The organism is Serratia montpellierensis (assembly GCF_020858655.1).
GTDB lineage: Bacteria > Pseudomonadota > Gammaproteobacteria > Enterobacterales > Enterobacteriaceae > Serratia > Serratia montpellierensis.
The window spans coordinates 15147-25651 of sequence record NZ_VOSN01000003.1; the positions used below are offsets into that span (position 1 = coordinate 15147).

Genomic DNA, 10505 nt, shown 5'->3' on the forward strand with positions numbered 1-10505 from the left:
CTACTTATTCCTCAATTTTACCGCCAGCAGCCTCGATAGCAGCACGAGCGCCTTTGGTGACACGCAGACCACGCAGGGTTACCGGACGAGCGACTTCGCCAGAAAGTACAACTTTCGCGAATTCGATCTGGACACCAACTACGTTAGCGGCTTTCAGCGCGTTCAGGTCGATAACATCGCCTTCAACCAGAGCCAGTTCAGACAGACGAACTTCTGCCGTGATCATCGCTTTGCGTGAAGTGAAGCCGAATTTCGGCAGACGACGGTACAGAGGCATCTGACCACCTTCAAAACCACGACGTACGCCACCGCCAGAACGAGACTTCTGACCTTTGTGACCACGGCCGCCGGTTTTACCCAGGCCAGAACCAATACCACGACCTACACGCTTAGGCGCATGCTTGGCACCTTCAGCCGGAGACAGAGTATTTAAACGCATCTGTTACTCCTCAACTTTAACCATGTAGGAAACCAGGTTGACCATACCGCGAACAGCAGGAGTATCCTCGCGCTCTACGGTGTGACCAATACGACGCAGACCCAGACCGAGCAGAGTAGCTTTATGCTTCGGCAGACGGCCAATTGAGCTGCGAGTTTGTGTAACTTTAATAGTCTTAGCCATGGTCAATTACCCCAGAATGTCGGCAACGGATTTACCACGCTTAGCAGCGACCATTTCAGGAGACTTCATATTCGCCAGAGCGTCGATAGTTGCACGAACCACGTTGATCGGGTTAGTGGAACCATAAGCTTTAGCCAATACGTTGTGCACCCCAGCAACTTCGAGAACGGCGCGCATTGCACCACCCGCGATGATACCGGTACCTTCATGAGCAGGCTGCATGAACACGCGAGAACCCGTGTGAGCGCCCTTAACAGGGTGCTGCAGGGTGCCGCTGTTCAGCGCGACGTTCATCATGTTGCGACGGGCTTTTTCCATCGCTTTCTGGATCGCTGCTGGAACTTCGCGTGCTTTGCCGTAGCCAAAACCAACGCGACCGTTACCATCACCAACTACAGTCAGTGCGGTAAAGCTGAAAATACGGCCACCTTTTACGGTTTTAGATACGCGGTTTACCGCGATCAGCTTTTCCTGCAGTTCGCCAGCTTGTTTTTCGATGTGAGCCATCTTAAACCTCTTCCTTAGAACTGAAGGCCAGCTTCACGGGCAGCATCTGCCAGTGCCTGGACTCGACCATGATATTGGAAACCGGAACGGTCAAAGGATACTTTCGCAATCCCTTTTTCCAACGCGCGCTCAGCCAGAGCTTTACCTACGGCTGCTGCTGCGTCTTTGTTACCGGAATACTTCAGTTGCTCCGCGATAGCTTTTTCTAAAGTAGAAGCGGCTACCAGTACTTCAGAACCGTTTGGAGCAATCACCTGTGCGTAAATGTGACGCGGGGTACGATGTACCACCAGGCGGGTTGCACCCAGCTCTTGGAGCTTGCGGCGTGCGCGGGTCGCACGACGGATACGAGCAGATTTCTTATCCATAGTGTTACCTTACTTCTTCTTAGCCTCTTTGGTACGCACGACTTCGTCGGCGTAACGAACACCTTTGCCTTTGTAAGGCTCAGGACGACGGTAAGCGCGCAGATCTGCTGCTACCTGGCCAATAACCTGCTTATCAGCGCCTTTCAGCACGATTTCAGTTTGGCTTGGGCATTCAGCAGTGATACCTGCCGGCAGCTGGTGATCGATAGGGTGAGAGAAGCCCAGGGCCAAATTCACCACGTTGCCTTTAACGGCAGCACGATAACCAACACCTACCAGTTGAAGCTTTTTGGTGAAGCCTTCGGTAACACCAACAACCATTGCGTTCAGCAGAGCGCGCGTGGTACCCGCTTGAGCCCATGCGTTAGCAAAACCTTCGCGCGGAGCGAAAGTCAGTGCGTTAGCTTCTTGCTTCACTTCAACGGCGTCGTGGATAGTACGAGTCAACTCGCCGTTTTTACCCTTAATCGAAATAACCTGACCGTTGAGTTTTACCTCTACGCCGGCAGGAATGACGACGGGTGCTTTTGCAACACGAGACATTCTTTCCTCCCGAATTAAGCTACGTAGCAGATAATCTCGCCACCAAGACCAGCCTGGCGAGCTGCACGATCGGTCATAACACCTTTAGAGGTAGAAACAACAGCGATACCCAAACCGGCCATAACTTTTGGCAGCTCATCTTTTTTCTTGTAGATGCGCAGACCTGGACGGCTGATACGTTGAATGCTTTCTACCACAGCTTTGCCCTGGAAGTACTTCAGTACCAGTTCCAGAACAGGCTTGGCGTCGCCTTCGATTTTGAAATCTTCAATAAAACCTTCTTCCTTCAGCACGTTGGCAATTGCCACTTTCAGCTTGGAGGAAGGCATGGTGACCGCAACTTTGTTCGCGGCTTGACCGTTACGGATACGGGTCAGCATATCCGCGATCGGATCTTGCATGCTCATCTGTCTTTACTCCCGTGATTCAATTGGTAATTACCAGCTAGCCTTTTTCAAGCCTGGTACTTCACCGCGCATAGCGGCTTCACGAAGCTTAATACGGCTCAACCCGAATTTGCCCACATAACCATGTGGACGGCCAGTTTGGCGGCAGCGTTTACGCTGACGAGACGGGCTGGAATCACGCGGCAGAGTTTGCAGCTTGAGAACGGCATCCCAACGATCTTCATCGGACGCGTTCACATCAGAGATAATAGCTTTCAGTTCAACGCGTTTTGCAAAGAACTTGTCAGCTAATTTCACGCGCTTGACTTCGCGTGCTTTCATTGATTGCTTAGCCATCAGTAACCCTGCCTTACTTGCGGAACGGGAAGTTAAAAGCAGCCAGCAGCGCGCGGCCTTCATCATCAGATTTCGCAGTAGTGGTAATGGTAATATCCAAACCACGAACGCGATCGACTTTGTCGTAGTCGATTTCTGGGAAGATGATTTGCTCACGCACGCCCATGCTGTAGTTGCCACGGCCATCGAATGACTTGGCGGACAGGCCACGGAAGTCACGGATACGTGGAACAGCAATGGAGATCAGACGCTCAAAGAACTCCCACATGCGTTCGCCACGCAGAGTTACTTTACAGCCGATCGGATAGCCCTGACGGATTTTGAAGCCTGCAACAGATTTGCGGGCTTTGGTGATCAACGGTTTTTGACCGGAGATGGCTGCCAGGTCCGCTGCGGCGTTATCCAGCAGTTTCTTGTCAGCAATCGCTTCACCAACACCCATGTTCAGGGTGATCTTCTCGACCCGAGGGACTTGCATGACAGAGTTGTAATCAAACTGAGACATCAGTTGTTTGACTACCTCGTCTTTGTAGTAATCATGCAGTTTCGCCATCGTATTACTCCAAATTACTTGATAGTTTCGCTGTTAGACTTGAAGAAACGGACTTTTTTGCCCTCTTCGAATCTAAAGCCTACACGGTCAGCCTTGCCGGTAGCCGCGTTGAAGATAGCAATGTTAGAAACCTGAATTGCAGCTTCTTTTTCAACAATGCCGCCTGGTTGGTTCAGAGCCGGAACCGGCTTCTGGTGTTTCTTAACCAGGTTGATGCCTTCAACAATGACCTTGCCAGCAGACAGGACATTTTTTACTTTACCGCGCTTACCTTTGTCTTTCCCGGTAATCACGATAACTTCGTCATCACGACGGATCTTCGCTGCCATGTTCGCTCCTTAGAGTACTTCTGGTGCCAGAGAGATAATTTTCATGAACTTCTCATTACGCAGTTCACGAGTTACCGGCCCAAAAATACGCGTACCGATAGGCTGCTCGCTGTTATTGTTCAAAATAACGCATGCATTACCATCGAAGCGAATGACAGAACCGTCCGGGCGACGTACACCCTTCTTGGTGCGCACCACTACCGCCTTCAGAACATCGCCTTTCTTCACCTTACCGCGAGGAATTGCTTCCTTGATGGTAATTTTGATGATGTCGCCGACGCCTGCGTAGCGACGGTGCGAGCCACCTAGAACCTTGATACACATTACGCGACGTGCACCGGAGTTGTCGGCGACGTTCAGCATAGTCTGTTCTTGGATCATTTTAGTGCTCCGCTAATGTCAACTACTACTTTAAAGACCCAAGTAAAAATTAGGCCGTTGAAAAGCCCCATAACCGAGGGCGCAGCATTATAACACCGCTTACTTGGTATGGGTAGAAAAAATAAACGGCTCATTTTCTGAGCCGTTTATTAAGTGAGAGCCAGCTACTCTATTACAGAATCGCTTTCTCTACAACGCGAACCAACGTCCAGGACTTAGTCTTGGACAGTGGGCGGCATTCGCGGATTTCCACCACGTCGCCGGTACCACATTCGTTGTTCTCGTCATGTACGTGCAGCTTGGTCGTACGCTTGATGAACTTCCCGTAGATCGGGTGCTTCACAGTACGTTCGATAGCAACAACGATGGATTTCTCCATTTTGTCGCTAACAACACGACCCTGCAGGGTACGGATAACTTCAGTCATTTACACACCCGCCTTTTGAGTCAGTAAAGTCTTAACGCGTGCGACGTCACGACGCACTTGTTTCAACAGGTGAGTTTGTTGCAGCTGGCCACTGGCCGCCTGCATGCGCAAGTTGAATTGCTCACGCAGCAGGTTGAGCAGCTCGGCATTCAGCTCTTCAACGCTTTTTTCACGCAGCTCTTGTGCTTTCATTACATCACCGTCTTAGTTACAAAGGTGGTTTTGATCGGCAGTTTCGCTGCTGCCAGTTTGAATGCCTCGCGGGCAACCTCTTCTGGCACGCCGTCCATTTCGTACAGGACCTTACCAGGCTGGATCAGGGCAACCCAATACTCCACGTTACCCTTACCTTTACCCATACGCACTTCCAGCGGCTTCTCGGTGATCGGTTTGTCCGGGAATACACGGATCCAGATCTTGCCTTGACGCTTAACTGCACGAGTCATTGCACGACGAGCTGCTTCGATTTGACGAGCAGTCAGACGGCCACGGCCAACAGCTTTCAGACCGAAAGTGCCGAAGCTAACATCCGTACCTTGCGCCAGACCACGGTTGCGGCCCTTGTGCACCTTACGGAATTTTGTACGCTTTGGTTGTAACATCAGCGACTCTCCTTACTTGCGGCCTTTACGCTGCTGCTTTTTAGGTTGAGCAGCCGGTTCCGGTTGTTCAACTGCAGCCATACCACCCAGGATCTCACCTTTGAAGATCCATACCTTAACGCCGATTACACCATAAGTGGTGTGCGCTTCAGATGTGTTGTAGTCGATGTCCGCACGCAGAGTGTGCAATGGAACACGACCTTCGCGGTACCATTCGGTACGTGCGATTTCAGCGCCGCCAAGACGGCCGCTTACTTCAACTTTGATACCTTTAGCGCCAAGACGCATTGCGTTCTGTACTGCACGCTTCATAGCACGACGGAACATCACGCGACGTTCCAGCTGAGAAGTGATGCTGTCAGCAACCAATTTAGCGTCGAGTTCCGGTTTACGGACTTCGGCGATGTTGATCTGTGCAGGAACGCCAGCGATGTCCGCTACGACCTTGCGCAGTTTTTCGACGTCTTCACCTTTCTTGCCGATAACGATGCCTGGGCGAGCAGTGTGAATAGTCACACGGATGCTCTTCGCAGGACGCTCGATAACGATGCGAGAAACGGAAGCTTTCGACAGTTCCTTAGTCAGGAATTGACGAACTTTAAAGTCGCTGTCCAGGTTGTCAGCGAATTCTTTGGTATTCGCATACCAAGTAGAGTTCCAAGGTTTGACAATACCCAGGCGAATACCATTAGGATGTACTTTCTGACCCATTGCTAGTCTCCAGAGTCTCAGCGATCGGACACAACCACAGTAATGTGGCTGGTGCGCTTCAGGATGCGATCTGCACGACCTTTTGCACGCGGCATAATGCGCTTCATGCTTGGGCCTTCGTCTACGAAGATTTTCGTAACTTTCAGATCATCGATGTCAGCGCCATCGTTGTGTTCTGCGTTAGCAATGGCAGACTCCAGCACTTTCTTAACCAGACCAGCAGCTTTCTTGTTGGTGTAGGTCAGAGTTTCCAGAGCTTGCGACACTTTCTTACCGCGAATCAGGTCAGCAACAAGGCGAACCTTCTGAGCAGAAGAACGAGCGTGGCGATGTTTAGCGATAGTTTCCATCTCTTCCTCCTACCTTAGCGCTTTTTAGCTTTTTTATCAGCCGCATGGCCGCGATAAGTACGAGTCGGCGCGAATTCACCCAGTTTGTGACCGACCATTTCATCGGAAACGAACACTGGTACGTGCTGACGACCATTATGGACAGCGATGGTCAAACCGATCATGTTAGGAAAGATCGTTGAACGACGGGACCAAGTGCGCAAAGGCTTCTTGTCACCGCTTTCCACCGCTTTCTCTACCTTCTTCAGCAAGTGCAGGTCAATAAAAGGACCTTTCTTGAGAGAACGTGGCATGGCTTATCCTCTAATTATTTTTTGCTACGGCGACGTACGATGAACTTATCAGTACGCTTGTTGCTACGGGTCTTCTTACCTTTGGTCTGAACGCCCCACGGAGTTACCGGGTGCTTACCAAAGTTACGACCTTCACCACCACCGTGCGGGTGATCTACCGGGTTCATCGCCGTACCGCGAACGGTAGGACGAACACCACGCCAACGTGCAGCACCTGCTTTACCCAGAACGCGAAGCATGTGTTCAGCGTTACCGACTTCACCCAGGGTGGCGCGGCAATCAGCTGGAACTTTACGCATTTCGCCAGAGCGCAGACGCAGAGTTACGTAGGAACCATCACGAGCAACGATCTGAACGTAGGCACCAGCGGAGCGAGCCATCTGGCCGCCTTTACCTGGTTTCATTTCTACGTTGTGAACCGTTGAACCAACTGGAATGTTGCGCATCGGCAGGGTGTTACCCGCTTTGATTGCAGCATCAACGCCAGATTGAATCTGGTCACCAGCTTTCAGGCCTTTCGGCGCCAGGATGTAACGGCGTTCGCCGTCTTTGTACAGAACCAGCGCGATGTTCGCGGAACGGTTCGGATCGTACTCCAGACGCTCAACCACAGCAGGGATACCGTCTTTGTTGCGCTTGAAGTCAACCAGACGATAATGTTGCTTGTGGCCACCACCGATATGACGGGTGGTGATACGGCCATTGTTGTTACGACCACCGCTTTTGCTCAGTTTTTCCAGCAGCGGGGCATAAGGTTTACCCTTGTGCAGCTCAGGGTTAACCACTTTAACAACGTGGCGACGACCCGGAGATGTAGGTTTACATTTAACAATTGCCATTGTTCTTACTCCTCCGACTTACTCTGCGCCGCCGATGAAGTCCAGATTCTGGCCTTCTTTCAGGGTGACGTAAGCTTTTTTCCAGTCGCTACGACGACCAACACGCTGACCGTGACGCTTCACTTTCCCTTTAACTACCAGGGTGTTCACGTCTTCGACTTCGACTTCAAACAGTTTCTGCACTGCAGCTTTGATTTCTGCTTTGGTCGCGTCTTTGGCAACTTTGAGAACGATGGTGTTGCTTTTTTCCATCGCAGCGGATGCTTTTTCAGATACGTGCGGTGCACGCAGCACTTTCAGCAAACGTTCTTCACGGATCATGCCAGCATCTCCTCAACTTGCTTCACAGCATCAGCAGTCATAACCACTTTGTCGAAGGCGATCAGGCTAACCGGATCGATACCTGCTACATCGCGCACGTCAACCTTGTACAGGTTGCGAGCTGCCAGGAACAGATTCTCATCCAGTTCACCGGTCACGATCAGCACGTCTTCCAGAGCCATATCTTTCAGTTTCTGTGCCAGCAGCTTAGTTTTAGGCGCTTCTACAGAGAACTTCTCGACAACGATCAGACGATCTTGACGTACCAGCTCGGACAGGATGCTTTTCAGCGCGCCGCGGTACATCTTTTTGTTTACTTTCTGACTGTGGTCCTGTGGCTTAGCAGCAAAGGTCACGCCGCCTGAACGCCAGATCGGGCTCTTTACAGAACCTGAACGCGCACGGCCGGTGCCTTTCTGACGCCATGGCTTTTTGCCGGAACCAGTTACTTCAGCACGGGTCTTCTGAGCACGGGTACCTTGACGGGCACCTGCTGCATAAGCAACAACAACCTGGTGTACCAGCGCTTCGTTGAAATCACGACCGAAGGTAGTTTCGGAAACAGTCAGCGCGCTTTGCGCGTCTTTCAATACTAATTCCATTGCTATCCCCTTACGCCTTCACAGCTGGTTTAACGATCAGGTTGCCACCGGTTGCGCCCGGTACAGCACCCTTAACCAGCAGCAGGTTGCGCTCAGCGTCAACACGTACTACGTCCAGGCTCTGAACGGTTACGCGCTCATCACCCAGGTGGCCAGCCATTTTCTTGCCTTTGAACACTTTGCCCGGAGTCTGGTTCTGACCGATAGAACCCGGAACGCGGTGAGACAAGGAGTTACCGTGGGTAGCGTCTTGGGTACGGAAGTTCCAGCGCTTAACAGTGCCAGCAAAACCTTTACCTTTAGAAGTACCGGTAACATCGACTTTTTTAACGTCAGCGAAGATTTCTACGCTAATTTCCTGACCTGCAGCGAACTCTTGACCTTCTTCAAGGCGGAATTCCCACAGACCACGGCCAGCTTCAACGCCAGCTTTAGCGAAATGGCCCGCTTCCGGCTTGGTTACACGGTTAGCTTTTTTGCTACCAGTGGTAACCTGAACGGCACGGTAACCGTCGGTGTCCAGGCTTTTAACCTGAGTCACGCGGTTCGCTTCAATTTCAATTACGGTTACTGGGATAGAAACGCCATCTTCAGTGAAGATACGGGTCATACCCACTTTTTTACCGACTAAACCAATCATTGTTTCAACCTCTCAATCGCTCAATGACCTGATTAACCCAGGCTGATCTGCACGTCTACACCGGCAGCCAGATCCAGACGCATCAGAGCATCAACGGTTTTCTCGGTTGGCTCAACGATGTCAACCAGACGCTTGTGAGTGCGAATCTCGTACTGATCGCGCGCGTCTTTGTTGACGTGCGGAGAGATCAGAACGGTAAAGCGCTCTTTGCGAGTTGGCAGCGGGATCGGACCACGGACTTGCGCACCAGTGCGCTTTGCAGTCTCGACGATTTCCGCGGTTGATTGATCGATCAGACGATGATCAAACGCTTTCAGGCGGATACGGATTCTTTGGTTCTGCATGAGACCAGAGCTCCAATTATTTATAAACGTAAATAATTACTCCTCACACCCATTTCGATTGATGGGGGAGTGTAATCGTCAACATATAACCCCCATATCGGGAGTATTGTTCGAAAGGCAAAAAAGGCCTGCCAATCGACTGATTCGCTAAAATCAGGCTTACCAAGATTAGGTAAGCCCGCGCATTATACGCAAAATGGCCGAGGAAGCAAGCCGCAGTTGGAAATATGCTCAGGAAATCGTCATTTTTGCGCGTTCAGTGGCAGTGGGCGGGTTAACACGGTGAACAGGGAATGAATTATGCTTAGGGCGGGTTGAATTCTCCCCTGCCCCACCGTAAAAACGGTCGCCGGCAGGAGAGGCAATGGCGAATGGGCGGAAGGCTTACTCTTTGCGCTCCAAAATCTGGGCCTGGGCATAGTTTTGAATACCGAGGCGAGCGATGAGGTCCAGCTCGGTTTCCAGCCAGTCGATATGCTCTTCTTCATCGGCCAGGATATCGATCATCAAATCGCGGCTGACATAATCGTGAATAGAATCGGCATAAGCGATACCTTCACGCAGGTTTTTAGCGCCTGCCAGCTCCAGAGCCAGATCGGAACGCAGCATCTCTTCAATGTCTTCGCCGATGTTCAGCTTGCCGAGATCTTGCAGGTTAGGGAGCCCTTCCAGGAACAGGATACGCTCGATGTAGCGATCGGCATGCTTCATTTCGTCGATCGACTCGTGGTATTCCTTGTCGTTGAGGCGCATTAAGCCCCAATTCTTGAACATGCGGGCGTGCAGGAAATATTGATTGATGGCAACCAGCTCGTTGCCGAGCAGCTTGTTGAGGTGAGCAATGATCTTTTTATCGCCTTTCATAGGTAACTCCTCCTGGCCAGTTCTAAAAGTGTAGAACCTGTAAGCCAAGAGTCAAAAATAACCTTACCCTTTGTTAGGCAACTTCATGCATTGGGATGATAGTTCCGCGTTCCTCCACCATAATCTGTCTTGCCTGACGAATGCACTTTCCACAATCGGTCCCAATCGGCACAAGTTCACGCAGCTGCTTCATGGTATGGGGATTGTGCTGACGCACCGCATTACGGATCGCTTTGTCAGTCACCGCATTACACAGACATACATACATAGAGAGACTCACTTCTTAACCAATGCATTGAGTCTAAATAGGAATGGTTTTTATTTCAATTAAGATTTAAACAAATTGCATAAAAAAAGGGCACCGAAGTGCCCTTTATTGTGTCGAAAAATTATTCGCGATTAAGCGATAACTTTAGCAACAACACCAGCGCCTACAGTACGGCCGCCTTCACGGATTGCGAAACGC

The 10505-nt window shown here is 51.0% G+C and carries 24 protein-coding genes; all 24 read right to left on the reverse strand.

The window, feature by feature from the left end:
* Nucleotides 1–4 precede the first annotated feature (4 nt).
* On the reverse strand, nucleotides 5–439 hold the full coding sequence (gene rplO / locus FUU19_RS04060; RefSeq protein WP_004929742.1) for a 50S ribosomal protein L15: 435 nt from the start codon (nucleotides 437–439) through the stop codon (nucleotides 5–7).
* A 3-nt stretch (nucleotides 440–442) separates the two neighbouring features.
* The gene (gene rpmD / locus FUU19_RS04065) at nucleotides 443–622 is read right to left on the reverse strand and encodes a 50S ribosomal protein L30 (RefSeq protein ID WP_048232028.1); all 180 of its coding nucleotides are present in this window, start codon (nucleotides 620–622) and stop codon (nucleotides 443–445) included.
* 6 nt (nucleotides 623–628) lie between these two features.
* Nucleotides 629–1129 (reverse strand): 30S ribosomal protein S5, encoded by a 501-nt coding sequence (rpsE, locus tag FUU19_RS04070; protein ID WP_004929747.1) that lies wholly within the window; start codon nucleotides 1127–1129, stop codon nucleotides 629–631.
* A gap of 14 nt (nucleotides 1130–1143) precedes the next feature.
* Nucleotides 1144–1497, reverse strand: coding sequence for a 50S ribosomal protein L18 (rplR, locus tag FUU19_RS04075; RefSeq protein ID WP_004929748.1), 354 nt, complete (start codon nucleotides 1495–1497; stop codon nucleotides 1144–1146).
* A 9-nt stretch (nucleotides 1498–1506) separates the two neighbouring features.
* Nucleotides 1507–2040: a 50S ribosomal protein L6 gene (gene rplF / locus FUU19_RS04080; protein ID WP_004929751.1), complete on the reverse strand. Its 534-nt coding sequence runs from the start codon at nucleotides 2038–2040 to the stop codon at nucleotides 1507–1509.
* Nucleotides 2041–2054: 14 nt separating this feature from the next.
* Complete coding sequence (gene rpsH, locus FUU19_RS04085; RefSeq protein WP_004929753.1) at nucleotides 2055–2447, reverse strand: 30S ribosomal protein S8; 393 nt, start codon at nucleotides 2445–2447, stop codon at nucleotides 2055–2057.
* Between the two features lie 30 nt (nucleotides 2448–2477).
* The gene (gene rpsN / locus FUU19_RS04090; RefSeq protein WP_019456186.1) at nucleotides 2478–2783 is read right to left on the reverse strand and encodes a 30S ribosomal protein S14; all 306 of its coding nucleotides are present in this window, start codon (nucleotides 2781–2783) and stop codon (nucleotides 2478–2480) included.
* A gap of 13 nt (nucleotides 2784–2796) precedes the next feature.
* Nucleotides 2797–3336 carry a 50S ribosomal protein L5 gene (rplE, locus tag FUU19_RS04095; protein ID WP_004929756.1) on the reverse strand — a complete coding sequence of 180 codons (540 nt, stop codon included), beginning with the start codon at nucleotides 3334–3336 and terminating at the stop codon, nucleotides 2797–2799.
* 14 nt (nucleotides 3337–3350) lie between these two features.
* The gene (gene rplX, locus FUU19_RS04100; RefSeq protein WP_019456185.1) at nucleotides 3351–3665 is read right to left on the reverse strand and encodes a 50S ribosomal protein L24; all 315 of its coding nucleotides are present in this window, start codon (nucleotides 3663–3665) and stop codon (nucleotides 3351–3353) included.
* 9 nt (nucleotides 3666–3674) lie between these two features.
* The gene (rplN, locus tag FUU19_RS04105; RefSeq protein ID WP_000613954.1) at nucleotides 3675–4046 is read right to left on the reverse strand and encodes a 50S ribosomal protein L14; all 372 of its coding nucleotides are present in this window, start codon (nucleotides 4044–4046) and stop codon (nucleotides 3675–3677) included.
* 172 nt (nucleotides 4047–4218) lie between these two features.
* Entirely contained in the window at nucleotides 4219–4473 is a 255-nt protein-coding gene (rpsQ, locus tag FUU19_RS04110; RefSeq protein ID WP_004929760.1) for a 30S ribosomal protein S17, read from the reverse strand.
* Nucleotides 4474–4665, reverse strand: coding sequence for a 50S ribosomal protein L29 (gene rpmC / locus FUU19_RS04115; RefSeq protein ID WP_004929762.1), 192 nt, complete (start codon nucleotides 4663–4665; stop codon nucleotides 4474–4476).
* A complete protein-coding gene (rplP, locus tag FUU19_RS04120; RefSeq protein WP_004929764.1) occupies nucleotides 4665–5075 on the reverse strand; it encodes a 50S ribosomal protein L16 in 411 nt (136 codons plus the stop codon). Before rplP ends, rpmC begins: the two co-directional genes overlap by 1 nt.
* Before the next feature lie 12 nt (nucleotides 5076–5087).
* Nucleotides 5088–5786 (reverse strand): 30S ribosomal protein S3, encoded by a 699-nt coding sequence (gene rpsC, locus FUU19_RS04125; protein ID WP_004929766.1) that lies wholly within the window; start codon nucleotides 5784–5786, stop codon nucleotides 5088–5090.
* Nucleotides 5787–5803: 17 nt separating this feature from the next.
* Entirely contained in the window at nucleotides 5804–6136 is a 333-nt protein-coding gene (gene rplV / locus FUU19_RS04130) for a 50S ribosomal protein L22 (protein WP_002223844.1), read from the reverse strand.
* Nucleotides 6137–6150: 14 nt separating this feature from the next.
* The gene (gene rpsS, locus FUU19_RS04135) at nucleotides 6151–6429 is read right to left on the reverse strand and encodes a 30S ribosomal protein S19 (RefSeq protein WP_004929772.1); all 279 of its coding nucleotides are present in this window, start codon (nucleotides 6427–6429) and stop codon (nucleotides 6151–6153) included.
* Between the two features lie 14 nt (nucleotides 6430–6443).
* Nucleotides 6444–7268, reverse strand: coding sequence for a 50S ribosomal protein L2 (gene rplB / locus FUU19_RS04140; protein ID WP_004929775.1), 825 nt, complete (start codon nucleotides 7266–7268; stop codon nucleotides 6444–6446).
* An 18-nt stretch (nucleotides 7269–7286) separates the two neighbouring features.
* Nucleotides 7287–7589 (reverse strand): 50S ribosomal protein L23, encoded by a 303-nt coding sequence (rplW, locus tag FUU19_RS04145; protein ID WP_004951179.1) that lies wholly within the window; start codon nucleotides 7587–7589, stop codon nucleotides 7287–7289.
* Nucleotides 7586–8191, reverse strand: coding sequence for a 50S ribosomal protein L4 (rplD, locus tag FUU19_RS04150; protein ID WP_004929779.1), 606 nt, complete (start codon nucleotides 8189–8191; stop codon nucleotides 7586–7588). Before rplD ends, rplW begins: the two co-directional genes overlap by 4 nt.
* A gap of 10 nt (nucleotides 8192–8201) precedes the next feature.
* Nucleotides 8202–8831, reverse strand: coding sequence for a 50S ribosomal protein L3 (rplC, locus tag FUU19_RS04155; protein ID WP_015379265.1), 630 nt, complete (start codon nucleotides 8829–8831; stop codon nucleotides 8202–8204).
* A 32-nt stretch (nucleotides 8832–8863) separates the two neighbouring features.
* Complete coding sequence (rpsJ, locus tag FUU19_RS04160) at nucleotides 8864–9175, reverse strand: 30S ribosomal protein S10 (protein ID WP_001181005.1); 312 nt, start codon at nucleotides 9173–9175, stop codon at nucleotides 8864–8866.
* A gap of 384 nt (nucleotides 9176–9559) precedes the next feature.
* On the reverse strand, nucleotides 9560–10039 hold the full coding sequence (gene bfr, locus FUU19_RS04165; RefSeq protein WP_019456183.1) for a bacterioferritin: 480 nt from the start codon (nucleotides 10037–10039) through the stop codon (nucleotides 9560–9562).
* Nucleotides 10040–10112: 73 nt separating this feature from the next.
* A complete protein-coding gene (gene bfd, locus FUU19_RS04170; RefSeq protein WP_015379266.1) occupies nucleotides 10113–10307 on the reverse strand; it encodes a bacterioferritin-associated ferredoxin in 195 nt (64 codons plus the stop codon).
* A 131-nt stretch (nucleotides 10308–10438) separates the two neighbouring features.
* A partial coding sequence (locus FUU19_RS24745) for an EF-Tu C-terminal domain-related protein (RefSeq protein WP_130634147.1) occupies nucleotides 10439–10505 on the reverse strand: 67 nt, incomplete at its 5' end.

Bases quoted from the DNA above. Each gene is read 5' to 3' on its own strand.
- bfr (WP_019456183.1), bottom strand. From the start codon at position 10,039: ATGAAAGGCGATAAAAAGATCATTGCTCACCTCAACAAGCTGCTCGGC.
- rpmC (WP_004929762.1), bottom strand. From the start codon at position 4,665: ATGAAAGCACAAGAGCTGCGTGAAAAAAGCGTTGAAGAGCTGAATGCC.
- rplC (WP_015379265.1), bottom strand. From the start codon at position 8,831: ATGATTGGTTTAGTCGGTAAAAAAGTGGGTATGACCCGTATCTTCACT.
- rplV (WP_002223844.1), bottom strand. From the start codon at position 6,136: ATGGAAACTATCGCTAAACATCGCCACGCTCGTTCTTCTGCTCAGAAG.
- rpsS (WP_004929772.1), bottom strand. From the start codon at position 6,429: ATGCCACGTTCTCTCAAGAAAGGTCCTTTTATTGACCTGCACTTGCTG.
- bfd (WP_015379266.1), bottom strand. From the start codon at position 10,307: ATGTATGTATGTCTGTGTAATGCGGTGACTGACAAAGCGATCCGTAAT.
- rplF (WP_004929751.1), bottom strand. From the start codon at position 2,040: ATGTCTCGTGTTGCAAAAGCACCCGTCGTCATTCCTGCCGGCGTAGAG.
- rplN (WP_000613954.1), bottom strand. From the start codon at position 4,046: ATGATCCAAGAACAGACTATGCTGAACGTCGCCGACAACTCCGGTGCA.
- rplE (WP_004929756.1), bottom strand. From the start codon at position 3,336: ATGGCGAAACTGCATGATTACTACAAAGACGAGGTAGTCAAACAACTG.
- rplR (WP_004929748.1), bottom strand. From the start codon at position 1,497: ATGGATAAGAAATCTGCTCGTATCCGTCGTGCGACCCGCGCACGCCGC.
- rpsC (WP_004929766.1), bottom strand. From the start codon at position 5,786: ATGGGTCAGAAAGTACATCCTAATGGTATTCGCCTGGGTATTGTCAAA.
- rpsH (WP_004929753.1), bottom strand. From the start codon at position 2,447: ATGAGCATGCAAGATCCGATCGCGGATATGCTGACCCGTATCCGTAAC.
- rplW (WP_004951179.1), bottom strand. From the start codon at position 7,589: ATGATCCGTGAAGAACGTTTGCTGAAAGTGCTGCGTGCACCGCACGTA.
- rplX (WP_019456185.1), bottom strand. From the start codon at position 3,665: ATGGCAGCGAAGATCCGTCGTGATGACGAAGTTATCGTGATTACCGGG.
- rpmD (WP_048232028.1), bottom strand. From the start codon at position 622: ATGGCTAAGACTATTAAAGTTACACAAACTCGCAGCTCAATTGGCCGT.
- rplO (WP_004929742.1), bottom strand. From the start codon at position 439: ATGCGTTTAAATACTCTGTCTCCGGCTGAAGGTGCCAAGCATGCGCCT.
- rpsJ (WP_001181005.1), bottom strand. From the start codon at position 9,175: ATGCAGAACCAAAGAATCCGTATCCGCCTGAAAGCGTTTGATCATCGT.
- rplD (WP_004929779.1), bottom strand. From the start codon at position 8,191: ATGGAATTAGTATTGAAAGACGCGCAAAGCGCGCTGACTGTTTCCGAA.
- rpsN (WP_019456186.1), bottom strand. From the start codon at position 2,783: ATGGCTAAGCAATCAATGAAAGCACGCGAAGTCAAGCGCGTGAAATTA.
- rpsQ (WP_004929760.1), bottom strand. From the start codon at position 4,473: ATGACTGAAGTTATCCGTACCCTGCAGGGTCGTGTTGTTAGCGACAAA.
- rplB (WP_004929775.1), bottom strand. From the start codon at position 7,268: ATGGCAATTGTTAAATGTAAACCTACATCTCCGGGTCGTCGCCACGTT.
- rpsE (WP_004929747.1), bottom strand. From the start codon at position 1,129: ATGGCTCACATCGAAAAACAAGCTGGCGAACTGCAGGAAAAGCTGATC.
- rplP (WP_004929764.1), bottom strand. From the start codon at position 5,075: ATGTTACAACCAAAGCGTACAAAATTCCGTAAGGTGCACAAGGGCCGC.